Here is a 26,106-nt window from a genome sequence, read left to right as displayed (position 1 = left end):
GTCAGCGCATCCAAACCTGAAAACGGTACGCTCATGGACGCGCTGACTCCATAACGAGAATGCGCAGATCGAAGCGTCTTTCAGTATTGTGGTTCGTAGGTGAGCTTCACAATACCTTTCGGAAAGCTTTTTGCCGTAACAAGCTTCAATGTGGTGGTGTCGCTTTTCGGTAGGATATGCTTCCCTTGCCCGATGATGAGTGGGTGGATGGTAAGACCGAGTATATCCAGCAAATGATGTTTCAGTAACGTTTCTCCGAGAAGGCCGTGACCATAGATAAGAAGATCCTGCCCGTCCTGCTGTTTGAGCCTGGCTACTTCAGCAACGACATCTCCCCGAATAATGGTCGAATTGTTCCATTCGGCTTTTTCTAGAGTCGACGAAAATACATACTTTCGGAGAGCATTGATCCTCTTCGCCCAAGGGTCAGTCCGTGCAAGCTAAATCTTTGCAAAGCCTTCATATGTGTTTCGCCCCATCAACATTGCGTCACACATCAGCGCTTGTTCTAATCCATCTTGCATATAAGCATCATCTCGGTAATTGGAAAATGCTGAGATGCCTGCTCCTGTAAAAACGCCGTCTGCTGAGACAAGGGTGTATTCGATGATTTTCCGCATGAAATAGTATCCTTTCACAAGAATGTGCCTGGAAATGAGATCATTCGGTGTCGTCCTTTTTCCCCTGTTTCCTGCCGCAAATGGGAGCTTTCCAAGCGGAGTAATTCAACAATACGACAGAGAGCAGTACCCAAAGGACAACACCGAATGTTGTCATTTACACGATCACATCCCGGCACGCCTGGTTCATACGATGAACTCTCTGGCGAAACGACGAAGAGTATCCAGTCGGGGCGCATCAAAAAAGCTGATCACGAGTTCCTGGACGCCAGTAGCCTCGTAGGCGGCTAGACGCCGTCGGATGGTCTCGGGACTCCCAATGAGACCATAGGACAGGACATCTCCAGGGAAACCAAGCTTGGCCCCTTCTGGGACCAGAGTCCGGGCCTGCTCATCAGTATCAGCAATGACGCAGAGCGTGAGCGCTGTCCGATGAATGCTCTGGTAATCTCGTCCAACCGTCTCGCAATGCGCTTTGAGCACCGCGAACTTGTGCTCAAGCGTAGCAAGATCGCCCGTCACGTTACAGGCATCAGCGTACTGCGCCACCACCTTCAGCGTGACCTTCTCACCATCTCCGGCGATCAGCAAGGGGATATGTGGTTGCTGCACCCCTTTGGGTTGATTGATCGCGCCGTGAACCTGGTAATAGTTCCCTTCGAAGGTAGCCTCTTCCTGGGTCCACATCGCCAGAAGCACCTGAACCGCTTCACGCAATTGGTGCAAGCGGACATTCGCATCCGGGTACTCGTAGCCATAGGCCCGATACTCTGGCTCGTAGTATCCTGCTCCGATGCCAAAGGTGTATCGCCCATGCGAGAGCACATCAAGGGTCGAAGCCATTTTGGCCTGTAAGGCGGGGTTGCGGTAACTATTCCCCGTCACCATTTGGCCGATGCGCACCCGCTTCGTATCGCGGGCCAGAGCTGCCGCTGTAGTCCAGCACTCAAAAAGCGCTGCCTGCGATGGCGGCATGGTATGAAAGTGATCCGCCACCCAGACCGACTCGTACCCAGACTCATCAACCACCTGCGCCACCTGGGTCAGCGCTTCGTAGGCTTCTACGGGGTCCTTGATACCAGCCAGATCCATTGTCACGCCTGTAGGAAGGAAGACACCATACTTGAGAGACATACTTATTTACCTCTTTCTCAGCTGGCAGAAAGGTTTCTGCCAGCGATGTAGCCCGCAAGGATACCAACATTCATCGTTCTCTCCAAAGGGATGTACAACAGACGACACGTCATCCAGATGAAGGGTAATGTGTAGCTCTATACCACCACGATATACTGTCTTGTCGTGATGAGTTACTTACTATCACCTCTGCCTCTGGTGGACAAATGCGTCAAGCCATGGTATATTACTTAGGCAAGTAAAAACTCGCTCTTGCGAACAATTGTACAAGTAAAAACTCGCGTTGTCAAGAGCTCTGGCGAAGATACGCCATCTGGCTCTCTATGGAATGGAGGATGGAAAGGATCCTATGGATCAGCAGAAAGATGCCCAACCAGTACAGCGACGGGCACGCGGATTACAGCGCATGGTTTCCATTCTTGATGCGGCTGAAACGGTCTTTGCGCACATGGGCTATGAAGAAGCCACGACCAATCATATTGCTGCCCAGGCCGCCATCTCGCCTGGCTCCCTCTATCAATTCTTCTCCAACAAAGAGGAAATTGCTCAGGCCCTGGCGAGCAGATATACGGAGGAACTCCAACAAGCCTATAATTCTGTTTTTTCCGTCGAGGCGGCAGCGCTTCCTTTCTCTCTCTGGCTGGATCAAGTCATTGATACCCTCCTCGCGTTTCATTTTGCCCATCCAGCGTTCCATATCCTCTTAAATACTCCTGTCTCTTCGCGCGTGACAAGTCTCACGCATGCGTTGCCGCAAGAGTTGCAATCCCGCTTTGAGATCGGCTTGCAGAGGCGTGCCCCAACCCTCTCTCTGACACAACGCGGCCTGAGCGCCACGATGAGTGTCCAGTTCTTCAAGGCGACTCTCCTGCTAATCCTGCAGGAAGAGGAGGCGAAACAAAGGCTGCTCGTGCAGGAACTGAAAACCGCGTTGTATCGGTACCTTGAACCTCTCCTCGGTTGAACAACGTCGCCAGATGCTACGAGGCCATTCTCGGCGGCTCGCGTGAAAAGGAGCACAGGGCTGAACTCCTAGGAAGGGCCTCCCTCCTGTTCCATCCTCTGTTATCAATCCAGTGGTTCTGTCAGAACTGAGAACACAAAAGCAGAGAGAAAGAGTTGTAAGGGGTCCTCAATCCATAATCCATTGGGTTATGAGGCCATCCTCATCAGGAGTTGTAGGGCAGCAAGTCTTTCACGGAATAACTGTCGTTGCCCTGGAAGGGATATTGTTTCCCCCACAGTGGAACGCGGACGAAAATAGTTGCGTAATTCGTCAAAGGCACAACAGAAACGAGCTGCGGACGCGAAGTTTCCAAAGCCACGCATCGGATAGTAGCGTTGTTTCATTCCACGATGGTCTTGCTCCAACCGATTGTTGAGGTATTTACTCGTTCGATGCTGTACATCGCTGCCCATTGTCTCGCGAATTGCTCGCGGATAGGAACTATGACCATCGGTCGTCACCTGATCGGGAATATGGCCAACCACAGCAACTGCCTGATTGAAAAAGCGCTTGGCTGCCTCCATATTCCGCTTCTCGCTCAACATGGAATCCACTAAATTGCCCTCATGGTCGATAGCGCGATACAAATAACACCACTTCCCATGCACTTTGATGTACGTCTCATCCACATACCAGGATGCTCCTGCTTGCCCCGCCGCTTGGTTCGTAGCTGCTCCGCTATGAATGATGCAAACCGCGCTTCCCAGTCTCGGATAGCTTCATGCGTGAACGAGAAGCCGCGTTCTAAAAACATCTCAGTCACATCACGCAAACTCAGCTTGTACCGTAGGCGCCATAAGACCGCAAGCAGAACAACATCTGTAGGAAATTCGAGATAGTTAAAAGGAGTGCCCGTTCGTTCATTGAACGCACATCGACATTCTGGGCAAAAGAACGTCATGTAATCGAGTTTGGTTTTCTTTGCTCGTTTCTGGGTTGTCGCTCCTGCACAATAGGGGCAATTCATAAGTCAACGCGCCTCGTTCCATCAGAATGATGAGATCAGCATACCAGAAATAAGACTTCTGTGCCAAATGGAGTTTGAGTTCTGACAGAACCCTCCTCCTACGCGTGGGGAACCCACCCTTTCCCGATCTCCAGCCCAGTCTATGACCGCACTCTCCCCTCTACGCCCTTTCACCCCACTTGGCTCACCCACGCGTCCCGATGGATCACCCTTTCCAGGAAAAAGAGGAGCCTTGCGTCTCCCCTGACACATAGTTTCCGCGATAATCTATGCGATATCGCATGCTTTCTACAGACCAAGCCGCGCAAAAGACATCCCCTCGGCCGGGAACACGCCCAAGCTGATGCGGCAGCGTGGTCAGGTACAAGAGAGAGAGAAAAAAAGAACAAAGGAGGAACACACAGCATGCCCCCCTTGTAGGCTGCTCAGCTCATCTTAGGCGACACATCCTTACTTCCTCTGAAAGAGTGGGAGGGTCTCAAGGGCAAGCTGGGCGTGTATCACTCGCAAGCCTATGGCTACTACTATCTCTTCATGCTCATCCATTCCGAGGAGAAACACTCTCCGCAGTCCTATCCCGCGACGGACCGCGACAAGGTCATCCATCTTGCCGAATGTATTGCCGCCTGCGCCGGCGCACAGGAACGCTTCCCCTGACCACACACCATCTGCCTTTGCTTTCCGACCCATCTCTGGTTTATCTGGCTTCGCAATGCCTTCTTCAGCCTTACTGATGCATAGTTGTCCCAGGAAAGACGGTCTCAAGGGCTTTTTCTGGCTTCTCGAACTCACTGGTGTAGAAATGTGTCCAATCAGACAAGCTATGGGACCAAACCTGAGCAACAGCAACAAACGCGATTACCGTGATGGTTGTGGACCGCCACTGTAATCACCCTAAGTGTGCCACTCCTCCTGCAATTGTTTCCTGTTTATATAGCAGCTCGAGTTTCTTGGCAGTTTCCTCATTTGCTGGAAGATAGATCACCATTTTCAACCCTGGAGAGCCATCGATCTGAAAAGTACTATGGTCGAGTTCAAGCAAACCTGCTTGAGGATGAAGAAGTTTCTTCTGTCCAGCTTGTCTCCCTTGCACCTCATGACGCGGCCACCAGCACGCAAATTCGGGACTGCAATGCTGCAGATCCGTAATCAGTGCACCCAACTGTTCATCATCGCGATAGTGGCTGCTACTCGCGCGGAACTGTGCCAGAATCCGTTGCGCCATTGCTTCCCAATCCACGAAACGATGGCGAGATTCCTCATAGGTGAAGATGAAACGCATGATGTTGCGCTCCTCTACTGGCAGTGCTGCAAAATTTGTGATAACCTGGCACGCCGCACGATTCCAGGCCAGCACATCCCATCTCCGGCCCATAATATAGGCTGGGCTACTTCTCTGGTGCTCAAGCAACTTCTGCAAGAAAGGACTGACCTGTTCCTGCTGAGGTGCAGGATGCTGAAGTGGTACTTGACCTGCCAGAAGAAACAGATGTGCTTTCTCCTCCGCAGAAAGCCGTAAGGTTTGTGCCAGACTATCGAGGACCTGGACGGAGACGTTGATCTCTCTCCCCTGTTCCAGCCAGGTATACCAGGTGACCCCGACACCGGCAAGTTGTGCTACTTCTTCTCGTCTCAATCCCACCGTCTTGCGGCGTGCCGTGCGTGGCAATCCCACGTCTGTTGGTGACAGCCTGGCCCTGCGCGTGCGTAAGAAGGTTGCCAGTTCTCCACGTTGCTCGTTGTTCTTTGTCATCTTGCGCTCCCTTCCCTGGTGGTAGCAATACCAGTATCAGTACGCTCTGGTAGCGCCTCAGGACCTGTGGCATGCTACTACCAGAATTAGCATGCTCGCATAAGGGCAGCAATGTCAAGTTTGCAAATCCAGAAAGGACATGTTCTATGAAAGCCGCAATTCTCAAAACCATCGGTCAACCTCTTACCATTGAAGATATTCCTGAACCGGTGCCGGGTGCAGGCGAAGTCCTTGTTCGCGTACTGGCTGCTCCAGTCCTGGCCTATGCACAGGAAGTCTTTACCGGACAAAGGCACTATCCCTTATTGCTGCCACTCGCTCCCGGCTGTGGCGCTGTCGGTCTCGTAGAAAAAATCGGTCCCGACGCTACTCGACTCAAACCCGGCCAGCTCGTTTTCTGCGATCCCACCGTGCGGTCACGCGATGATGCGCTTTCCCCGGATATTATGTTGCAGGGGTGGGTCGCTTCTGGCGAGGGGCCACAGAAACTCCAGGCACACTTCAGGAATGGTTCGTTTGCCGAAAAAATGCTTTTGCCCCTTGAGAATGCTTTTTCTCTCAACCATGTGCGTTCCATTGATCCCGCTAAGCTTACCTGGCTGAATACACTGCTGGTTCCTTACAGTGGATTCTTAGCTGCAGGCCTCCAGCCTGGACAGGTTGTTATGGTGAATGGCGCCACCGGTCACTTTGGCAGTGCTGCAGTAGCTATCGCTGTGGCTATGGGCGCGGCTCGTGTCGTTGCACTTGGGCGCAATGAGCAAGCTCTTAACACACTCGTACGCCAATTCGGTTCGCGCGTCCGTCCTGTGCTACTTTCTGCAGATGAAACGACTGGTAGTAATCGCTTGAGAGAAGGTACTGAAGGTTCTTCCATCACGTATTCGGCCTATTCTTTATCTGAAGATGAAGCGATGAACCGCAAACGCTTTATGGAAGCGGCTGAAGGTCCTATCGATTGCCTGCTGGATATCCTGGGACCCATCCATGATTCCGCACCAACCCGCCGTGGCATTATGGCTGTGCGCCCTGGAGGAACAGCTGTCTTGATGGGGGGCGTGCAAGCCAATCTGGATATCCCTTATAACTACGTGATGCGCAACAACCTGGTAATTCGCGGCCAATGGATGTGTCCAAGGCATGCGCCCTCGCTGCTCGTTGAGTTGATTCACAGTGGCCTGCTCGCCCTTGAACCATTCTCCGTCTCCACATTTTCGCTTGAACAAGTCAGTCAAGCCGTTCAACATGCCCACGACCACGGAGGCGCTTTCCAACTCACGGTGCTCAAACCATCCAGCCTTTAAAAGGAATCTTCGGAATTTGTTGTGTTCAAACTGTCCTGATCGATTCTTGATCACATATTCGTGTAAATCCGCTCGAAAAACCAATGTATCCAGGGTTGTGATCGAGGATCGATCAGGGTGAGCAGGCCAAAAGCACACTAAATTCGCGCAAAGCCTTTAAAAATCTTTTGCTCTACTAATAGTAACTATAACTTGTTTACACGCTTTTTGGGATCATGTCTTTTCCCATAAGGACTGGGTCAGTGGCAAATCACACTCTTGTTTCTCTCCGACAAACTGCTAGACCGCGCTACCATAACGAGGCCACCCACCACCAGATTCAGGAAGCGCTTCGTTCAGCCACCGCCCGCATGTACGTTTGAGGACCCAGCACGCAAAGCGGTCTTCTGGTCTCATCACGGATGCGTCAGAACTGAGAACAGGACCTCAAGCAGAGTTCCACAAGGCGTGATAGACTGATCAGCACAGGAACGTTTGGATGAGGAGTATCCTATGAACTGCCCATACTGCATGTCAGCGACCTCCACAGAACAGAACAAGAAAACCACACTTGGCTATCGGATGTTCCGTTGTCGAGGATGCCACCATACCTTCAACGAACGCACTAACACGCCTTTCAACTTTCTGGAATATCCGACCGATCTTGTCCTGCTTGTCATCCTCTGGCGGTTGCGCTATACACTGAGTCTGCGGGATCTCGCTGAAATGTTTCTCGAGCGAGGTTGGGTCTTCACCCATGAGGCGGTCCGAGACTGGGAAACCCGGTTTGCGCCGTTGTTAGCAGACCAACTGCGAGCCAAACGACGTGGGCAAGCAGGTCGATCCTGGTTTGTCGATGAAACGTACATCAAGGTGCATGGGAAGTGGTGGTATTTGTATCGTGCTATCGACCGTGATGGCAATCTGGTTGACTGTATGTTGAGCGAGAAACGGAATATGGAGGCCGCCAAGTGCTTTTTCAGGCAGGCAGTCGAGACAGTTGGACACAGACCAGAGCAGGTGACGACCGATGGACATGATTCCTATCCGCGCGCGATTCGTGAGACACTTGGTAGCCAGGTTCACCATCGTTGCAATCCCTATCTCAACAACCGACTGGAACAAGATCATCGTGGGATCAAACAACGCTACTACCCGATGCGAGGTTCAGGGTTTCTCAAAAGTCCGGTGAGAGGTGAAAAGGAAGAGTCAATCCAGTAGAATGCAGGGACTCAAAAACCCAAAGCATTCAAGGAGCGACTCATGATGGACTATACAGCATTGTTGAAAGAAAGCCAAACGGAAGGGGTCTTCTCATCGAGGCAAGTCCCATCCTTGTATCTGGTCTGCCAACAGCTCACAGATGGAAGAAAAGCACGAGGGAAGCGCTATGACCTTGCAGGAATACTGCTGGTGCTGGTCTGGGCAAAACTGGCGGGAATGAGCAGTATCCTGGCGGTCAGTGAATGGGCAAAAGATCAGGAGGCAGCGATCTGCAGCAGTGTGGGGCTGGGGTGGAAGCACATGCCCTGTGCTAACACCTACAGCTATGCCCTGGAACGTTTAGACAGTCAACAGGTCAATGCCCATCTGGCCGCCTGGTTTGTACGCCAGATGGCCCAACGACCGGGAGAAGAACGAGACGACCGGCACGCCCACCTGGCCATTGATGGCAAAACACTGAAAAGTACGGGAGAGCAGGCCTATGGAGGAGAGCATCCGCAACAACACCTCTTGCATATTTATGAAGCAGAAACTGGTGTCGTCCTCCAACAAATTCCGATTGGCACCAAGACCAATGAGGTCGGAGCTCTCAAACCGTTTCTGACCGAAGTGTTGTGCAAAGGGCGAGTGATCACTGCTGATGCAGCGCAAAGCTATCATGAATTTCCACGCCTCATCAAGCGGGCTGGTGGCGAGGTCATTCTTATCATCAAGGACAATACGCCCAATGCTTTCGCCGATCTCGAACTGTTTTTTGAAGATCCATACGCAGATCGACGGACGTGGCAATCGTTTAGCCAACTTGAAAAGGGCCACGGTCGTCTCGAACGTCGCTCAATCCTCACTAGCCCTGATCTCAATGGCTTGTTCTTTCCAGATTGGGGGGAGATTGGGCAAGTGTTTCGTTTGCAACGCGAGCGAACGATCAAGGGAAAGCACTGTTGTGAAGTCTGGTATGGATTGACGACGCTTTCTCCGCGCCACTGTCTGCCAGAACGTCTTCTCCGCTACATTCGGGCACACTGGAGAGTGGAAAATCATCTTCACTGGCGGCGGGATGCGCTCTTAGGAGAAGATCGGTGCCGAGTTCGTTGTGTCCCCGTGATGGAAATGCTAGCTGTGCTTAATACGGTGGTTCTGTCCTTCATGCAGCTCCATCGGGTTTCTACGGTTGCCAAGCAATTGCGTCGTTTCTCTTTTCATCCTGAGGAGGCCCTTTCCTGGTTGTTTCAGGACTTTTGAGAAACCCTGATGCGAGGTTTCGGAAACGTAGCCTCGGCAGCCCGATTTTGTCGCGCTTTTGATGAGTTACGGCAGTTCTTCCGCTTCCGCACGACAATGAACCAATTAGTGCCTCTTGCCCAACAACGCGCTCTGTTTTGTCAACGACTGAACAGCTTGAAGGCTCTCATTCTGAGAGCCTAAGCCCAAGGAGAGAGGACGAGACGTCGTCCCACAATTTTGTTGCTTCTCCTGTTCTCAGTTCTGACGCTTCCGGAGTTTCACCTCTATCATGTCCTGGGTCGGCCTCTGGCAAGGATTGCTTTCCAGGACAGCCATATGAGCTTGTAGAACACTACATGTATTTTTATCTTGAAAGAGAGCGTATCATTTCATTTTAAAGGTCACCAATTGACTCAAAAACGTTCGGTTTTCTGCGATACACGGATGGGCTTCGTGTCGCCTGCCCAGATGAGGCTGTGCATCTCTCTCTGGGCGAGCGACAAGATTCTCGCATTATCAGCTGCTTCAGGCTGAGACATGGGGCTGCTCGGTCAGTAGCTTCGCCGCCATCACCGAGCACCAGACATAGGCGTTGAGCATCGCGAATACAAAGGTGCTCGTCATCCAGAGCTGCCCGGACGCAAGCACGGCAAATGCAACGAAGGCGATCACGCCGGAAACCAGGGTGTAGGTCACCCATCCAGGCTGGCGTTGGGCGAGAAAGCGACGGGCAAAGACGAAACATCCGGCAACCAACGCGAGGAACGACAGCGAGCTGATAATCAGGTGGAGAAGACCATGCCAGCTCATACCGGAGACTGGTGTTCCAGGAGGGAATCCAAGACCTGGATCAGCCGTGAAGCACCCGGCACCGATCAGACCCGCTCCGACAGCCCCTATCAAGATGGGTCCCCATGTCCCACCCCGGCTGCCACGCATGACCTGCCGCATTCCAATCGCGCCTGCGATGAACAGCAGACCGGAGAGCAGGAAGGCGGTGATCTCAATCCAGCCCAGATCTCCGTTTTCGAGCAGGCTGAGAGCGTGGCGGGTGATGTCAAAGCCGGGACGGGTGAATGCCTGGATCAAGCCCACGACGGTGAAGAGAGGGCCTGCGACCACGCCGCAGACCAGAAGCATTTTTGTCAGTTGCGTGGCTGAATTGGCCAGTTTGGCGTTTTGTAAAATGGTTTTTTGCATACCTTTCTCCTTCATGCGTTGAACGTGTAGTCCCGCATGGATGAGAGGGCTGCACGTCGTGCGTGGCTTTATGCGGGCCGGTAACAGAGATGAACGACCCCATTGTCGAAAATCTTTGATTCGACCAGGTTGAGATTCTTCACCTTGTTGATATCCTTGAACAAGGGCACTCCATCGCCCACGACGACGGGATGCAAGAAAAGCTGATATTCATCAATCAGGCCAAGATGCATCAACGAATGGACTAGCCTGGGGCTGCCAAAGGTCATCAAGTTTTGGCCGGGTTGGCGTTTGAGCGCGTTGATCTCCTCGGCAAGCTGATCCTTCACGAGCCTGGAGTTGTTCCAGTCCACGTGTGAGAGGGTGGTGGAAAACACGACTTTGGAGATCTGTTCGACCCAGTGAGCATGTGCGATTTGATCTGGTCTGCTTTCCGGGTTGGCAGGCACGGTGGGCCAGTGCGCATACATTCCCTGATAGGTTTGGCGACCATAGAGAGCCACGTCCACGTCGCTCAGGAGTGCGTGGGCAGCAGTGGCAACATCTTCATTCATTCCCCGAAACGTCCATTCCAAACCTCCGTCTGTTGTGGTGGTAAAACCGTCAAGCGAAACATGCATGAGGACAATAGCTTTGCTCATGACTTCTCCTTTTTGTGACCGTATGATGAGTGGTGAACGTAACCTGGCTTTAGAGCTTGAACGTTGCCTCAAGCCTGAAAGAACTCCACCAGCACGGGAGCAAGAGCTTGCGGGGCCACATCATGCGTCTGACCTTCCAGCGTACAAAGCTTCGCGTTGGGGATGGCGTGTGCCACCGCCTGAGCTGTGTTGTGCATGAAAGCGGGAGAAGCTCCCCCGTCTATGACCAACGTGGGGACCGTGATGGATGCCAACCGTTCTGCGGGGACAGAGCCATCTCCCATGATGGCAGCATCATAGGCAAGCGTGGGTGCCACTGACTCGAAGAGGGACCACATGGGCATTTGGCGCATCCCAGCAACCGCTTCAGCCGGCGCTCCAAACGTGGTCATGGCGAGCGCGACGGCATCCCCTCGACGTCCCTCGGTAAGCAAAGCCGTCAGCTCTCTGGTGTAGTTCTCCGACGCCTGGCGGGCGCGATCATCCCCAGCGTTGAATGGTGGCTCGTAGAAGGCCAATTTCGTCATGGCGAGACCGCGAGCAGCCGCAAGGGTGACCAGGGCCGCGCCTGAGGACATCCCGAAGATGGCAGCAGTCCCACCCGCTTCCTGGATGAGGGCATCGAGATCTTCGACCTCACGCTCAACTGTATAGGGCTGTGTGTCGAGGCTGTCTCCTCGTCCCCGACGATCATAGTGAAACACCGTGAAATGCGGTGCCAAAAGAGCTGCTAATTGTGCTGTCTGAGGATCAATGGCTCGATATTGAAAGGCTCCTCCCACCAGGATGACCGCTGGCCCCTTGCCTGATCTGTCGAATGCAATGACTGTCCCGTCTTTAGAAATGACCTGGTTCATAGAATTTCTCCTTTGTTCTTTGTCAAATACCCCCGAGTGAAGGGGTGGAAGATTAGTCCTTGTTTGGCCTCGTTTCTCTCTGTTCGAGTGAGAGCAAGGTCAAGCTTAAACGACCAATCGTGGCGAGCACTCCATGAAGGGCTGCCTGATCCTGGAGGAAACCAAAAAGTCTGGATGTGCCATCCTCCTCATGCACGATCTGTAATCCCCCTATCCACTCCTGCCAACTCTGGTCCAGATGTCCTTTGATGCGGATCACGACGTGCATTGGTGTGCCTCCTTTCAGGTCCTCATGTTGTGCTCTGCTCTCTCACAAGAAAGAGTATAGCCTGCAAGCAGGGGAGGGGGCATCGCCTGTCTTCCTGATTGGACGGCTGATTGCTGAGTGGTGTTGGGGAATCGTGCGTAGCCAGCCGTATCTCCCCAACATCCGAGTTGCGGCGAGCGCGCAGATCGAGTTAGAGAAGGTCTAAATGGTGGGTCGCCGCGATGGCTTCGGCGCGTCGGCTCACGCCTAGCTTGCGATAGATACTGCTGACCTGGGTCTTAATTGTATGGATGGAGACGATCAGCGTCTGAGCCATCTCAGCGTAGGTGCGCCCGGCGACCAACAAACGCAGCACCTTCAACTCCTGGGGAGAGAGGGGTTCAGCCATTTGCTGCACTTCGGCAGGTTGGGGCTCAGACTGGATCGTTTGCGTCTTTGCGGAGCGTCTGAGAACATGATGCGCAGCACCAGTTTCTTCCTGCTCAAAGGTCGAGAGCCACCGTGAAACAGAGGACCTGGAAATGGAACCTGGCGCAGCACCGGGGGCATCATCTTGCTGTGCCTCCAGGAGCACCTTGAGCACCTGTTTCATTAGGGGCTCACCCGTGTCCAGGTACACACGGGCATAGCCCTCTGGCTCGGCCAGCGCGAGCAGACGAACCGCAACGCACATCGCTTGCTCGGGCTTTCCTGCATGGTGGAGGGCCACGACAGAGAGCGCCATCCACTCGAGAGCTGTGTCGATAGCTCCTGGCTGGTCAAAGTACTGGCTGAAGCGTGAGAGCGTCTCGACCGCCTGGGCGTACTGCTGCTGTGCCAGCAAGACGCGCCCCAGCATCAGCACCTCCCATCGGCGCAGGGGATTCCAGGTCTCTGGGGAGAGCGTGCTCTGTGCGGCCCACTCTGACGCCTCCGCCAGCTTCCCCTCCGCCAACCAGCATTGCACGCGCAGCGTGTTTACCCAGAGGGCATGGTGGGCAAACCTCTCCTGCTCAACCAGGGCTTCGAGCTGGTGCAAGGCCTCTTCCGCGCGAGAGTGATCTCCTCTTGCCAACGCGAGCCGTGCCGCAAAGACCTCCCCCATGGCCAGCAGTTCCACCTGTTGCCAGTCCTGCGCGCTCCGTACCATGCGCTGCAACCAGTCAGAGGCCTCTTCCAGTCGATTACACGCGTAGAAGATGAAAAACAAGGTATAATAGAGATACCCTGCCAGTGCGGTGGGCCGACCGATCCGTTCTACCAGAGCGAGTGCCTCCAGGCATTGCTGCTGAGCCAGGTGTAACTGTGCGGCCTGGGTATAGGTAAGAGCCAGCCAGGACATCACGCGGATCGTCACCGGGGAGTCTCCTGCCTCGATCATCTGCTGCTTCGCGCTCCGCAGCCGATGGATCAGGGAAGCTCCCTCCCCCTCATACACAGCGGTCAACCAGAAGGCGATGGAGAGCGGGATGATGTTCCAACTCACTTCTGCATCTTGGGGTAGCGCCTCTATCTCCTGAGAGAGAAGACGCAGACGCCCTATGTCGCCATGCCTGGCGATCGCTCTGAGCTCGATCCAGGCACGTAGCAGGCGCAGACAGCGCCCGATCAACGTTACCTCGGCCTCGGAGAGCGTCCATTGCAGCGGTCTGCGCAGGAGCGTTTCCATGCGCGTGAAGGTGCGCTCCACCTGGGCGGCCATGCTGGCATGCAACGTTGCGTTGTTCAGATTGACGGAGTCAACGAAGCGCAGAGCGGCGCCCAGAGCCAGGCGAAGATGAGCACGCAGGATGGCATCTGGCAGTGCCAGTATCCAGTTATGGACGGTCCTGACCTGCCCATGCAACCAGAAGTGAGGAGCTGCCTGCTCCATCAAGGAGGCGGCCAAAGCGTAATCGGGCGCGGAAAGCGCGTGAGCAATGGCCTCCTGCCACTCGCCCGCCGCCTCATAAAAGCTGGCTGCCCGGATGTGCAAAAGCGGGACCAATTGGGAGTGAGCAGCGTGCAAACGAGCGAGCAGTGCCTCGCGAAAGAGATCATGAAAACGGTACCACTGCCGCTGCTCATCCAGAGGCACCAGAAAAAGGTTGGCTCGCTCCACCTCCTCTAGCCTCTGCTGGCACACTTCTCGCGTCGGCGCAGCTGTGATAGCCTGGCATAAGGCCGCATTCATCCTCGTCACAATCGATGTCTGGAGCAGAAAGTGCTGGAGTGGGACCGGCAACCGCACGAGAATGTCCTGCTGCACGTAGTCCAGCACAAAGCGGGAACTACCAGAAAAGTCCGCAATCCAGCCGGAGAAATCCTGCTGCTTGCGCAAGGAGAGCACTGCCAGTTGCAGACCTGCGATCCAGCCCTCTGTGCGCTTCGAGAGGATCGCCACGTCCTCTTCTGTGAGAGGTAGACCCATACTTTGTACAAGAAAGCTGGCCGCCTCCGCCTGGGTAAAGCGCAAATCCTGGTTGCGGATCTCGATCAACTGACCACGAACACGCCATCGGGCAAGGGGAAGCGTTGGATCAGTTCGGGTGGTGAGCACCAGATGCAGGTTGGCAGGCAGATGATCGATCAAGAAGAGCAAGGACTCGTGGATCGTCTGGTCCTCGATCACATGGTAGTCATCCAGGATGAGAATGATCTCTCGATCCACTTGTGTCAGCTCATTGAGTAGAGTCGAAAGACAGGTCGAAAGCGGAGGAGATTGGGCCAAACGCAGCAGAGTGAGTGCCTCCTCTCCAATCGTAGGCAAACCAGCACGTAGGGCCACAATGATCGAGGCCCAGAAGCGGATTGGTTCAGTGTCCAACGCGTCGAGGGAAAGCCAGGTAACTGCCTGTTTGGCTTCCTCGCGCTTTGTGCCCCCCGCTTTCCCCCTGCCTGCCTGCTGCAGAGAGGCTACCCATGCCGAGAGCAACGTGGTCTTCCCACTTCCTGCAGGGGCGCAGACGAGCGTCACAGGGTGAGAGCGTGCCACATCCAGTTCTGCGAGCAAGCGAGAGCGCTCTACCAGCGAGCCGGGCAGACGAGGAGGAGAAAGCTTGGTGGAGAGCAGCACGCCCCCTTGTTCGGACGACGGCACTGGAGGCAAAAGGGCAAGAGGGGCGGGCGAGGGCTTGCGGCCCAGGTCCAGTGCCACCTCCTCTAAGCGCGCCAGTGTCACCAACTCGTTTCGTCCCAGATAGCGCTTGCGAGTTTGGCCCTCTTTGGTGTGGTAGGCATACCAGTAGCCCGCTCCTCGCGACCGGGACTCTTTAAGGACACTGAGATGGCCGTATTGTCCTTGGAAGGAAAAGGAGGAATGCGTTGTCAACCAGGCTACCCAGAGTTCTTCGTCTCCCGGGATGATCTCCTGCAGTGGATGGTTAGAGGTCATAAGGGTATAGATGTTGCTCTGAGCAGACCAGAGAAGTGTATGGGTGGATGGTTTTGGCATGGACTCCTTTCCGACCTCAGGCTTTATCCCCAATACCCCAACCTAGGGTGAGTATAGCATACACTGGGATGGGCAGGCAAGCAGCGATTTCAGACCGTGTTTTGTTAATCGCAGAGATGGCCTCACACGATAAACTGGAAGGATGAGTACCAGTTATCCCAGTAATCGGGGTCATAACATTTTTTCGTACACTTTTCCCCGCTAAGCTTTCCCGAGACTCCAATGGCCTAGAATGGTTCCCGTTAAGACAGGAGTATAGCCTTCCAGTCCCGTCGTACAGTGATTTCGTTGACATCACGCTCATGGCATGCTAAAAAGGCAGAAAGATGGATGGGAGGGGAGAGGAGAAGATGCCTTTTACTTCGAGAATGCCGACCTATTTAACTCCAGAGCAGCGCCACGAATTGACCCAGATCCCGGCAGATCTCTCAGATCGCGAGATTGCCCGCTACTATACCTTCACACAAGATGACCTGGACCTCATTAAGCTGCGGAGGCGTCTTCATAATCGCTTGGGTTTTGCGGTTCAGCTCGCTGTTTTGCGCTTTCCCGGACGCCCTTTGAAAGATATAGTAGGGATTCCCAGCAGAGTGCTCTCTGCCATTGCCGATCAGATCCAGGTGCCGGCGTCTGCGTTTGCCCGTTATGGGGATCGCGATAATACCATTTATGAGCATCTGGATGAAATACGACAGAAATGCGGGTTCCGTGAATGTGGATGGCGGGAGTATTTGTGGTTAGCCCGTGAACTGCTTCCTCTGGCGCTAGAGAGCGACCGCCCTGTTCCATTGATTGAGCAGGCTCTAGAGAGCCGGTCAAGAAATCAAGCAGAGTCCTGAAGCTTAGCTGAAAGCTGCTGGGAGCGAGCCAGGACATGCAAATTGTGGACAACAGCACAGCGGCGCAGATCGAAGAGGTTCTTGCGCACACCTCGATAGCGAGCGCGGCGTCCTTGCCACTGACCTACATGAGCCAGGGTATGCTCGACGGCCACTCGTTCGCGTAGTTGAGCACGCCCTTGCACTGTCTGTTGGCGCTCACGTAACTCGATGATCAAGGCTTCATCCGGATGGATGCTGACGCTGCGCCCTTTGGTGCTGGTCGTGCATTGCTCTTTCAATGGGCATTGAGCGCAGATCTCTTTGGGAAAGTGGACGACCCCACCGGGCAGAAAGGGCATCTCCTGCTCAGCCGGACACCGGATGATCTGCCGTTCCCAATCTAAGGTAAAAGTTTGCTTGGAAAAGCGTTTGCTCTCGCGTACCGGCCAGGCTTTGCAATACACCGCCAGATCATCGCTGCGTTCCCGCACGAAATGGCTGCTCAAATAGGCCCGGTCGATATGCAGTTCTTTTAAAGAAACTTCTTGCTGGCAGAGATCTTCACTGATGGCTCTCGTGACACTGGCTTCGGGAACATTGGCTGGCGTGATTCCCACCGCACGGATGAGGCTCGTGTCCAGATCATGCAAGACATGACGTTTGTACCCATCGACCAGCATGCTTCGACTTTTGCGTCCATGGCGCATCTGCTCATCTTCAACGCTAATACGTCGATCTTTTGCCACTCCTTTTATCAGACTCTCTTTTCCCTTCTCATCCACCTGCACATCTTGCGCCTTCACCTGTTGAGCAATTGAGAGAGACGGCTGAGCCAAGAGCACATCTTCCTGTTGCAGAGTCTGCACCCAGGTTTCTACGGCTCGTAACACATTCAAGACCAGACCCAGCGCCTCATCTTTCTGAATTTGTTGATCCCAATCACGATCTAACGCCGCTTTCAAACTGCTCCCACAGACCAACTCTGCTCCGGCCTCCTTCGCTACCTCGACCAGCCCCCGCCCCTGCTGGCCAGCCACCACGCGCATGACCTTTTTGAGCGCGTGTCCCACCAAATTACAGGTGTCTTCCACTCGTCCGGCTCCCCACAACGGACTACTATCTAAGGCGGCGCGTAAGGCCCGTGGACCAAATGCCTGGCTTTGGTTGGCGATCTCAATGGTTCGTTCGATCAGCCGTCGATCCATCTGCCCCTCAATGAGCCGCTGGCGAAAGGCCACCAATGTGCCTTTACTGAAAGGTGTTTGCTCGCAATTCAGACAATCGAGTACCAACTGCCACCGCCGGTCCATAAGCATCGCCTCAATGACCTCATCATCGGATACACCAGTGTATGCTTCCAGGATGAGTGCCAGGGCCAACATTGCTGGGGTCACTGGCGGCTGCCCTCGCTCTGCTTTCTGGTACAAACTCGCCAATTCCTGCTGGAACGCTTCATCAAACAGTTCATGACGGTGTTGACGCAAAAAGACAAATAATTTAGCTTTTCGAATCCGCTTCACAATCTGTTCTTCTTGCTCGCTCAACTCCACGGGAGGCTTCCATATTGGTGGTTGCATGCATTTCCTCCTGAACCTTTTCCGAGGCTTAGTTCTTTTTCTTGAGCTAATCATCTCTCGCTTGCTCTGTCAATCGCATTCTTTTCTTTCCCCCCTCATTTCCTCAAGCAGAGCCGTTTTCCAATACAGATGCGTCCGTCAGTGCCTCCCCACCAACGTTTGAGAGCCCATGGAATGATGAGATTTATGGCAGCGTGTTTTGCTCCTCTGATGGAGGCAATGCGAGTCGCAGCTCCACAATGGCACGAGGTGAGACTGGAACGTATCCCCCAAACTGGACTACCTGGGGCATCAAACTTTCCATTTCATCACAAAGGCGACGTAAAATGGCTACACGTTCCTCATGTGTGAAAGACATTCGTAGATTGGTGTGCTTTGTGTACGTCGTACGTTCACCCCGGAGTGCTGTTTTTACTTCGCGAATCGTCCCTTCCAGTTCGAGCAGGTAGGAGGAGAAAAGAAGAAGCCTGCCCGCAGCGAGAGCCCTCGCACTTCCGCAAGCGATGATCCAGAAGAAACCCACATGTGTCGAAGCTCGCTCGATACGCTGCTCAAGACTTTCAGGTTCTGGTGCCGATGGTTTAGGAAGACCAACTTTATCAAAGAGCAGAAGGGAAGCGTGTTCGCGGTAGGCTTTTGCCTGCGGGATCAGCATCCAATCGACACTTTGAGCGGACTCCTGATAAACCACATTGGTGAGGATACTGTCAATCTGGTTCGCGTGGTTCCTTCTCTCAAAAATGATTCCTGGTGTCCCAAACTGCTTGAACAGGGCGAGGCGTTCTTCCGTCGTTTTCGCTCCGATCTGCCAGGGGGTGGCACACAAAGACGCACTTGAGGCGTCAGAGACGACGACGTACAGATCCAGATCACTGAGCCACGTCTCTTCACCACGACCAAAGCTCCCAGCCAACCAGGCTGCCACAAAGCGCTCATCCTTTTGCAACGTGGAAGCGATCTGCTCCAGTAAGATGGTACGTGCTTGGACATACTTCATTTTTTCCATGGACATAAACGATCTCCTTGATCTCTTTTGCTCTTGTGGAGAAACAGCGCATTGTTATATCGACGGAAAAGAGGAAAAGGAGTAACAACACAACCTTGGAGGATCGGTATTTTCTTCTGGCTATATATGCTGATGAGGAGGCGTTGGTGTGCTCATCCTTGCGGGAAAAACGTGCACTTCATTTACGGAGATTCTCATTTCCATTTCTCGACCGATGCTCTAGATCTGTTGCGCAAAGAAAAGATTATTGCTCCACTCCTCTCCCATCTGGAGCGGCTCATCTGGATCGTGCTCAAGGCAGCGGAGAAGAGGTTGTTTCGCCTCCTTACCGCCGATCTGACACTGGAGCATCGCAGTGGTCTTGATGGATTATTGCATGCTGACGCTGGGCGACGAGGAACGGCCCGTTTAAGTTGGCTGCGGGAACCTCCTGGAGTGACCTCAGCAAAAAGTGTCAAGCAGATTGTCGAACGTTTAGTATTTCTCCGTGAATTGGAACTGCCAGCCATGCCAGCCATATTGCATCAAAACAGAATATTGCAATTGGCCCGGAAGTGTAGTAAATATCAGACGCAGCCACTTTTGAGGTTCAAGGCAGAACGGCGTCACGCCTTGTTGAGAGCCCACCTCTTTGAACTGTCGCAAGATCTCACAGACCAGGCGCTTGATCAATTTGATAAACTGCTGGGGGAACTCTTGCGCAAGGGAGAACGGCGTCAAGAGAAGCATTTCCACACGAATGCCCGCAAGCTCAATAGCCATCTGACGATCTTAGCCAGAGCAGCAGAAGCCTTCTTACTGGCGAGAACAGAGGGAAACGACCCCGTGACGGCAGTGCTCACCGCCGTTTCTGAACCTCAGCTTGCTGCCACTGTGGATTCCGCGAAGCAACTGCTGCGGCCAGAAAATCTGGATTCACTGGATTTGATCGAATCACGATATACCCCCATGCGACAAAGCCTCCTCTCGCTCTATCAGGCGTTGGACTTTCAGCCCGTTCGTAAGAGTGAGCCTGCGCTTGCTGCACTGGAGTATGTTTCGGATCTGGCTGAGCGTCGCAAGCGTGTCACCGCCCGCGAACAGAAAGTAGGGAAAGTGAAGATGATCGCCCCTTTGGGGCATCTTACCGAACGATGGCGCAAGCATGCGCTGCAAGGGGACGATATCGCGCCCAATTACTATGAAGCTGCCGCTTTTGAAGCCCTGAAAGGACGAGTTCGCTCAGGGGATATCGCCGTGGGCGGAAGCCGACGGTATCGAGCCTTCGAGGGCTATCTCTTACCGGCACCACACTTTGAGCACCTCACTCAGAAAAGTCAAACGAGACTCGCTGTGAGTAATGAAGCGGAAGCGTATCTAGCAGACAAACAGCGAGAAATTCTGGAAAGGCTCGTTGCTCTTCAGGAGAGTATCGGGAAGGTCGAAGGGAGTCTCTGCCTGGACGAGAAAGGGCACTTGTATCTGCCACCACTGGAGAAGGAGATTCCTGCTGAGGTGGAGCGCATGCGGCCGCGTGCCTATGGCATGCTTCCGCCGGTCAAGTTGCCCGACCTGCTGCTGGAACTGGATAATTGGACCGGTTTTCTGCGGCCCTTTACTCATCTGACCAGTGGCGATGCGCCAGTAGGCGAAGCGAAACTGATCCTGGTTGCAGCACTGATGGGGATGGGCATGAACCTGGGACTGACCAAGATGGAACAGTCTTGTCCCTATACCTATCGCCAACTCTCCTGGTCAGTAGACTGGCATATTCGTGAGGAGACACTGCTAGCATCTCTGGCCTGTCTAGATAACTTTGTGCTCTCGGCGCCACTCTCGCGCAGTTGGGGGGATGGGACGACCTCGTCTTCTGATGGGATGCGCATGCATGTAGGGGTGAAAGCCGCGAACGCGGAATACAACGCTAAATACTTTGGAGCGGGGCGGGGGACCAACATTTATACCCATGCGGCTGACATCTGGGTTCCTTTTGGCAAGCCGCAGGTGATCGGGACGAATGAGGAGGCTCTCTATGCGATTGATGCGTTGTGCCATCACGAGAGCGACTTGCATATTCGCGAGCATTACACTGATACTGGAGGGAGCACTGAGCATGTGTTTGCCTTGGCATCGTTGCTCGGCTTCCGCTTTGCCCCACGCATCGCTGATGCTCTCTCCAAGAAATTGTATCTGCTGGATGAGGTGGGAGAGCATGGGCCGTTGAATACGCTGCTCTTCGATCAGGTTAATAAGAAGCTCATCATCGAGCAGTGGGATGAAATGCGGCGTGTGGCTTCTTCCATTCGTCATGGGACGGTATCAGCTTCGTTGCTGATGCGCAAACTGGCCGCCTACCCGCGCCAAAACCAGGTAGCGCGTGCCCTGACGGAAATGGGAAAGCTCGAACGGACGGTATTTCTGCTAGAATATTTCCGCGATGCCGCTCTGCGCCGCCGCATTCTGATCGGACTGAACAAAGGGGAAGCATTGCACGCGCTTGCTCGTCAGCTCTTCTTTGGCCGCTTGGGGGAACTGCGTGATCGAGCCCTGGAGGACCAGATCCACCGGGCTTCCTGTCTGCATCTGCTCGTTGCAGCCGTCGCAGCCTGGAACACGATTTATTTGACCGAAGCCTTTGCTACATTGCGCAAAGGTGGTGAGGACATTGCAGAAGCAACACTTGCCCACATTGCCCCATTGGGCTGGGAACATATTAATCTGATTGGGAATTATCATTTTGCGCCGCAGCCGGGACGCTCGTTAGAAAACCTCCGGCCTTTGCGTGTAGTAGAGTCAAAAGAAGAAAAAGAAGCCACCTCCTGGGTGGCTTCTTAAAGCTCCAAAGTGCGTGTCAAATACGTTGGTTTGCTGCGACACAAAGGGAGGGACCAGCTCTGCACCGGCAGCCGTGAGACAATCACGTTCCGACGCTCAGCCTCTGTCACTGTAAGAGCAGCCAGAGCCAGAGCGCCGATGCGTTGCAGGATCTGTGAGCTGGTTCCGCCTTCTTGCGAGGACGCGTGTGCGCATCAGCAATCACCTTCTGGGAGTTGGGCCACGATGCCAACGCCTCTTGTCTGTAGCGTGGGATCAACCTGCGGCTGGAAGCGTTCATCCAGCGTCAGGCCGCGGGTTCTCTATGCTGCCACAGGAGAACCGATGCCATACCCAGTTCTGTGGAAGAGTTTGGCTGAAATACCCTGACAAAACGAGGTATGGCATCACGAAGCACGCTCCTCCCCACTCGCAGGAGGTGGTGAGCCTGAGGCGATGCGCGCTCCTCGCGGATGGCAAAGGAGAGCGAGTCCTATTTGAGACCATCTTTCTGGAGAACCTCTTGCACACGGTCGAGCCAATCTCCCAGAATGGCATTGAACACCTGATGCTGCTCATTGTGTGCGTTATGACCGGCGCGATCCAGGACAGCGAAGGTTGCACGAGGATAGTTCTCCAGGAGGTGCCAAGCATCTCGGTAGCCAACCAAGGAATCTTGTCTTCCTGTGAGGATCACCACTGGCTTAGAGAAAGGCTGTGGTAAGTGGTCAACATCAAACGAGTACCCGTAGCGTTGACTGATCGTGTGGAGAAACGTGGTATCGGCAACTCGTATCCCGGGGAGCACTTCATCTCGAAAATGCTCCCAATTGTCCCTATCTTGAACAACGGCGATGGAACGAAAGAGCTCTGCGTCGGTTGAGTCGAGAGAGGCTAACAGGTGCGGATTGTTGACCAGAACAGTCCGTGGTGGGCGATCACGTTTTTGAACGTCTGAGACCATGAGCGGGCAAATGAGCGCCATGCCTTCGACCTGCTCAAACTTGCGTAAGAGGACTCCTCGACTGAGGTAGCCGCCATAGGACTCCCCTGCGAGCAGAAAATGCTGTCCAGGAAGAATCGTCTCGATAAAATCGAGCACGAGATCGAGGATGTCATCAGTGCTCTTAATCTGCTTGCTTCCCGGTGTTCGTCCCATGCCAGGAAGGTCGAAATAGATGCGCTGCCATCCTGGCCGATTGGCAAACACGGGTTCCATGCAGCCTTTCATGGCCCGATGATCAGTAGGATTGCCGTGAATCGCGACGATAGGCACTCCAATTCCAGAGGTTTCATAATAGATCGGGACACCACCAACGAGACATTCCATGTGCGAAGAACTCCTTCTATCCTTCTTGAATTGACACCATGATCGGGATGGTGTCGTAGACCTCCCGCGCGTTCCCAGAAACAGGTCAGCATGGCTTCGATCTCTCTGGGGTCAGAGCATCTAAAAGTGAAAAGTGTACGATAAGGATTCTCCGACAAGTTTTCGACCAGAACTGGACAGGCTGCTGCTCGTTTTCTGATTAGCAACTCGGCGTAGTATCAACATTCTCCGGCGAGTGTTCTGCGACGAGTTAGCTCGTCAGCGTACAGTTTTGGTAAATTGGCTGGATGTTCGACGATTTTTGAGGTGAAACGTAGGAAATCGGCGTCAATCATAGGAATCGACCATTCAGAACCTGGAGAAACCGCATAAAATCTCGTTTCTTCCATCATCTTTCTGTAAATTGAGGCATCGTTGGTACTTTTGCCTCCATGTTTGTCCATCTTTCGAGCTTGCACGATGCTCACTGAGTGTAAATGTGATTACTGAATGGCGTAGTTTTTTGATAATTCTCTGATGCTTATCGCAGATAGCCTTCTCAAAGAGAAAGCTCTTGAACCCGCTTACAAAGCCCTTTCCCTCGTTAAGGGAGGGAAAAGGCAACACCGAAATTACGTCAAACCATTCTCAAATTTTGCCGCCATTTAGTAATCATATTTACAGATCGGCTTTCCCAGGCAACGCAGGTCCCAAATATGCATTATGGGGAATCTCATGAAGAAATTTTGTGTATGCCAGACGTTTTCTTAGTGAAGAAAGACGCTTGCCAGCAAAGCCCTTTTCTCCGCTTTTCTCGCGCTCCTGGCAGGCCAGTTGCTTACCCCGGCGTTTTGCCTGGTGGCTTTTCTCAGCCTGCCAGGAAACCGGTGTGATTATTCAAGGACATGACGAGTGAAAATGCTCCATTTTTTCCGAAGGAAATGGACCTTGCCCGGTCTGCTCTTTCTCCTGGTGGGAGTTGTGGCCTGTACCACACAACCTTTGCTCACGAACTCCTCGCCGCTCATGAACTCCTCGCTGCCGATACAGCCCTCAAGCGAAGGCAGAGCATTGTATACATTTCATGCGAAAAACTGGGTTGATAGAATTGCCTGGTCGCCTGATAGTACCCGCGTGGCGGAAGCGGATAGCAAAGGGCTGAACATCTGGGATGCTCTGACGGGCGCGCACGTGGTCACGCTGGCGTTTCCCGGCGCGAGATCTGTGCCCGCTCTGGCCTGGTCGCCAGATGGCAAGGAGATCGCGCTCACGAACTTGAAGACGGTCGAAATCTGGAATGTGACGACAGGCAAACTGGTCCGGACCTATACCGGGCACACGGCGAATGTAGAGGCCGTTGCCTGGTCGCCCAATGATCGTTTCATTGCCAGCGGGGGAGACGATAGACAGGTCCAGATCTGGGATGCCGGAAGCGGCAAACTGAGCGCGGCCTATCACGGCCATACCCAGAGCGTGCTGTCCATTGCGTGGTCGCCTGATAGCCAGCGCGTGGCCTCCAGCGATGGCAGCAAAGCCTTTGCCAGTTGGGATGCGGCACACGCGACCAGTGTGCGTCTGTATACGGTTGCCAGCGTTTCGACCTTCACGAAAATCGCCTGGTCACCGGATGGGACAAAGATCGCTGCCCTGCCTGCCAGCGCACCAGGCGGCGCTTACCTGGTCAATGCAGTGACGGGGCAAATCCTGCGGACCTATTACGGCTACGGTCCGAGTAGCTATAGCCACAATAAGGGCGAGCGTTTCGCCGGGATTTCCTGGTCCCCCGATAATCAGCGCCTGGCTATGTGGGGAGAACAGACAGGAGGCCTTGAGGTCTGGGATGTTGCAACCGGTAGTTACCTGTATCATTTTGTGACGGCCAGCCCGCCTGGCTCCTACGATAATACAGCCAGCGACGTGGCCTGGTCGCCCAACGGCAAGTATATTGCGGCAGGCGCGAATTCCACCGTCCAGATCTGGGATGCCTCGCCGGGTAGTCAGGCCTTTGTCGTGCCTGTTTCGCAGCCCTCGGCGCTCTCGCTGGCTTGGTCACCCAATGGCAAGTACATCGCGTCCACCAGTGATAACTATCCAACGCATACGCTTCTGGTCTGGGAAGCGCGGACTGGCAGGGTCATCTCGACCTATCAGAGTAAGATTCTCCTGGGGACGATTAGCTGGGCACCCGATAGCCAGCGCCTGGCCGTCGGTGAACTCAACAATGAAAAGAGTAACGTGGACATCTTTGATGCACTCGGCGGCAAACTCCTCGCACAATATAGCAGAGTAGATGATAATCTTCACGGCTCAATCCATGGGCTGAGCTGGTCACATAATGGCAAGCGTCTCGCGGCTGGCGACCAGTTTGGCACCATCCAGGTCTGGAATGTCCAGAGCAAACAGTTCGAGGGAAAGTATGATCTGCCGGCTGGATCTGACGGGGCGGCGGTTCAAGCCAGCAGCGTCTCCTGGTCGCCCGATGATCACCTGATCGCGGTCTCATCCACCGGCGTAAACAGCAACTTGCCGGGCAGCGTGGTGATCCTGGCTGTCAATGCCAGCTCTCTCACGCTGCAGTATGTCTACCAGGGCCATCGCGCAGGAGTGTTTACCGCGGCCTGGTCGCCCGATGGCAAGAATATTGCCTCGGCTGGCGTGGACCAGGTGGTGCAGGTCTGGGTAGCCCTGACAGGCAAATTGCTCTATACCTATCGCGGGCACGTCGAGCAGAAGCAGACTGGCGCGATTCAGCAGGTGGCCTGGTCGCCGGATGGCAAACGCATTGCCTCGGTCAGCGATAACGAAACAACTGTGGGAGATGTGCAGATCTGGGACGCCCTGACCGGGAACCATGTCTACGTCTTTACCGGCCATCTCAGCAAGGTCTCAGTTGTGGCCTGGTCGCCCGATAGCCACTATATTGTGACTGCTGGATCAGACAACCAGGACAACACCGTGCAGATTTGCTTCGATCAACAATAGACGAAGCTGGATCATTTTGCCTGAAACAG

At 54.0% G+C, this 26,106-nt stretch carries 21 protein-coding genes and 2 pseudogenes; 10 read left to right on the top strand and 13 right to left on the bottom strand.

Annotated features, from left to right (window positions below; translation table 11 throughout):
• Positions 1-80: 80 nt before the first annotated feature.
• From JMJ16_RS55445 to JMJ16_RS49270, 3 genes are all read right to left on the bottom strand, one after another.
• Positions 81-410, bottom strand: a complete 330-nt coding sequence (locus JMJ16_RS55445) for a dihydrofolate reductase family protein (RefSeq protein WP_236602090.1) — start codon at positions 408-410, stop codon at positions 81-83.
• 30 nt (positions 411-440) lie between these two features.
• Positions 441-620: a hypothetical protein gene (locus tag JMJ16_RS55440; RefSeq protein ID WP_236602077.1), complete on the bottom strand. Its 180-nt coding sequence runs from the start codon at positions 618-620 to the stop codon at positions 441-443.
• 186 nt (positions 621-806) lie between these two features.
• Complete coding sequence (locus JMJ16_RS49270; RefSeq protein ID WP_201393579.1) at positions 807-1,754, bottom strand: LLM class F420-dependent oxidoreductase; 948 nt, start codon at positions 1,752-1,754, stop codon at positions 807-809.
• 349 nt (positions 1,755-2,103) lie between these two features.
• Between JMJ16_RS49270 and JMJ16_RS49265 the strand changes: the two genes are divergently transcribed.
• A complete protein-coding gene (locus tag JMJ16_RS49265; protein WP_201393576.1) occupies positions 2,104-2,718 on the top strand; it encodes a TetR/AcrR family transcriptional regulator in 615 nt (204 codons plus the stop codon).
• Positions 2,719-2,906: 188 nt separating this feature from the next.
• Here JMJ16_RS49265 and JMJ16_RS49260 read toward each other — a convergent pair.
• A pseudogene (locus JMJ16_RS49260) lies at positions 2,907-3,727 on the bottom strand (IS6 family transposase).
• 495 nt (positions 3,728-4,222) lie between these two features.
• Here JMJ16_RS49260 and JMJ16_RS49255 point away from each other — a divergent pair.
• Positions 4,223-4,384: a hypothetical protein gene (locus tag JMJ16_RS49255; RefSeq protein ID WP_201393574.1), complete on the top strand. Its 162-nt coding sequence runs from the start codon at positions 4,223-4,225 to the stop codon at positions 4,382-4,384.
• Positions 4,385-4,616: 232 nt separating this feature from the next.
• Here the strand turns inward: JMJ16_RS49255 and JMJ16_RS49250 are convergent, their stop codons facing one another.
• On the bottom strand, positions 4,617-5,480 hold the full coding sequence (locus JMJ16_RS49250; RefSeq protein ID WP_201393572.1) for a helix-turn-helix transcriptional regulator: 864 nt from the start codon (positions 5,478-5,480) through the stop codon (positions 4,617-4,619).
• A gap of 146 nt (positions 5,481-5,626) precedes the next feature.
• On the opposite strand from JMJ16_RS49250, the gene JMJ16_RS49245 reads away from it, so the two are divergent.
• The 4 genes and pseudogenes from JMJ16_RS49245 to JMJ16_RS55435 form a co-directional block, all read left to right on the top strand.
• Positions 5,627-6,784: a zinc-binding alcohol dehydrogenase family protein gene (locus tag JMJ16_RS49245; protein WP_201393570.1), complete on the top strand. Its 1,158-nt coding sequence runs from the start codon at positions 5,627-5,629 to the stop codon at positions 6,782-6,784.
• 492 nt (positions 6,785-7,276) lie between these two features.
• Positions 7,277-7,984: an IS6 family transposase gene (locus tag JMJ16_RS49240; RefSeq protein WP_201393568.1), complete on the top strand. Its 708-nt coding sequence runs from the start codon at positions 7,277-7,279 to the stop codon at positions 7,982-7,984.
• Between the two features lie 42 nt (positions 7,985-8,026).
• Positions 8,027-9,229: an ISAs1 family transposase gene (locus tag JMJ16_RS49235; protein WP_236601193.1), complete on the top strand. Its 1,203-nt coding sequence runs from the start codon at positions 8,027-8,029 to the stop codon at positions 9,227-9,229.
• Positions 9,230-9,238: 9 nt separating this feature from the next.
• Positions 9,239-9,412, top strand: a pseudogene (locus JMJ16_RS55435) (IS6 family transposase); the annotation flags it as partial.
• A 324-nt stretch (positions 9,413-9,736) separates the two neighbouring features.
• Here JMJ16_RS55435 and JMJ16_RS49230 read toward each other — a convergent pair.
• The 4 genes from JMJ16_RS49230 to JMJ16_RS49215 all read right to left on the bottom strand — a co-directional run bounded on the left by JMJ16_RS49230 (position 9,737) and on the right by JMJ16_RS49215 (position 12,177).
• Positions 9,737-10,411 (bottom strand): DUF998 domain-containing protein, encoded by a 675-nt coding sequence (locus JMJ16_RS49230; RefSeq protein WP_201393566.1) that lies wholly within the window; start codon positions 10,409-10,411, stop codon positions 9,737-9,739.
• Positions 10,412-10,479: 68 nt separating this feature from the next.
• A complete protein-coding gene (locus tag JMJ16_RS49225; protein WP_201393564.1) occupies positions 10,480-11,052 on the bottom strand; it encodes a dihydrofolate reductase family protein in 573 nt (190 codons plus the stop codon).
• A gap of 68 nt (positions 11,053-11,120) precedes the next feature.
• The gene (locus JMJ16_RS49220; protein ID WP_201393562.1) at positions 11,121-11,909 is read right to left on the bottom strand and encodes an alpha/beta fold hydrolase; all 789 of its coding nucleotides are present in this window, start codon (positions 11,907-11,909) and stop codon (positions 11,121-11,123) included.
• 52 nt (positions 11,910-11,961) lie between these two features.
• On the bottom strand, positions 11,962-12,177 hold the full coding sequence (locus JMJ16_RS49215) for a hypothetical protein (RefSeq protein WP_201393560.1): 216 nt from the start codon (positions 12,175-12,177) through the stop codon (positions 11,962-11,964).
• 4 nt (positions 12,178-12,181) lie between these two features.
• Between JMJ16_RS49215 and JMJ16_RS49210 the strand changes: the two genes are divergently transcribed.
• Positions 12,182-12,382, top strand: a complete 201-nt coding sequence (locus tag JMJ16_RS49210; protein ID WP_201393558.1) for a hypothetical protein — start codon at positions 12,182-12,184, stop codon at positions 12,380-12,382.
• On the opposite strand, the gene JMJ16_RS49205 is transcribed toward JMJ16_RS49210, so the two are convergent.
• Positions 12,368-15,589: a LuxR C-terminal-related transcriptional regulator gene (locus JMJ16_RS49205; RefSeq protein ID WP_201393556.1), complete on the bottom strand. Its 3,222-nt coding sequence runs from the start codon at positions 15,587-15,589 to the stop codon at positions 12,368-12,370. The genes JMJ16_RS49210 and JMJ16_RS49205 overlap by 15 nt on opposite strands.
• Before the next feature lie 350 nt (positions 15,590-15,939).
• On the opposite strand from JMJ16_RS49205, the gene JMJ16_RS49200 reads away from it, so the two are divergent.
• The gene (locus JMJ16_RS49200; protein ID WP_201393554.1) at positions 15,940-16,428 is read left to right on the top strand and encodes a DUF4158 domain-containing protein; all 489 of its coding nucleotides are present in this window, start codon (positions 15,940-15,942) and stop codon (positions 16,426-16,428) included.
• Here JMJ16_RS49200 and JMJ16_RS49195 read toward each other — a convergent pair.
• Together JMJ16_RS49195 and JMJ16_RS49190 are read right to left on the bottom strand one after the other, a co-directional pair.
• Positions 16,413-17,987 carry an IS1182 family transposase gene (locus JMJ16_RS49195; RefSeq protein WP_201377468.1) on the bottom strand — a complete coding sequence of 525 codons (1,575 nt, stop codon included), beginning with the start codon at positions 17,985-17,987 and terminating at the stop codon, positions 16,413-16,415. The genes JMJ16_RS49200 and JMJ16_RS49195 overlap by 16 nt on opposite strands.
• A 184-nt stretch (positions 17,988-18,171) precedes the next feature.
• Positions 18,172-18,999 (bottom strand): nucleotidyltransferase domain-containing protein, encoded by an 828-nt coding sequence (locus tag JMJ16_RS49190; RefSeq protein WP_201377465.1) that lies wholly within the window; start codon positions 18,997-18,999, stop codon positions 18,172-18,174.
• Between the two features lie 165 nt (positions 19,000-19,164).
• On the opposite strand from JMJ16_RS49190, the gene JMJ16_RS49185 reads away from it, so the two are divergent.
• Complete coding sequence (locus JMJ16_RS49185; protein ID WP_201393552.1) at positions 19,165-21,807, top strand: Tn3 family transposase; 2,643 nt, start codon at positions 19,165-19,167, stop codon at positions 21,805-21,807.
• Between the two features lie 472 nt (positions 21,808-22,279).
• Here JMJ16_RS49185 and JMJ16_RS49180 read toward each other — a convergent pair whose 3' ends face one another.
• Positions 22,280-23,116 (bottom strand): alpha/beta fold hydrolase, encoded by an 837-nt coding sequence (locus JMJ16_RS49180; protein ID WP_201393550.1) that lies wholly within the window; start codon positions 23,114-23,116, stop codon positions 22,280-22,282.
• 927 nt (positions 23,117-24,043) lie between these two features.
• On the opposite strand from JMJ16_RS49180, the gene JMJ16_RS49175 reads away from it, so the two are divergent.
• Complete coding sequence (locus JMJ16_RS49175; protein ID WP_201393548.1) at positions 24,044-26,077, top strand: WD40 repeat domain-containing protein; 2,034 nt, start codon at positions 24,044-24,046, stop codon at positions 26,075-26,077.
• The last annotated feature ends 29 nt before the right edge of the window (positions 26,078-26,106 follow it).

This window comes from Ktedonobacter sp. SOSP1-52 (assembly GCF_016587395.1).
Note: the sequence above shows the minus strand (reverse complement) of the source record. Positions and strands in the feature narration are given on the sequence as shown.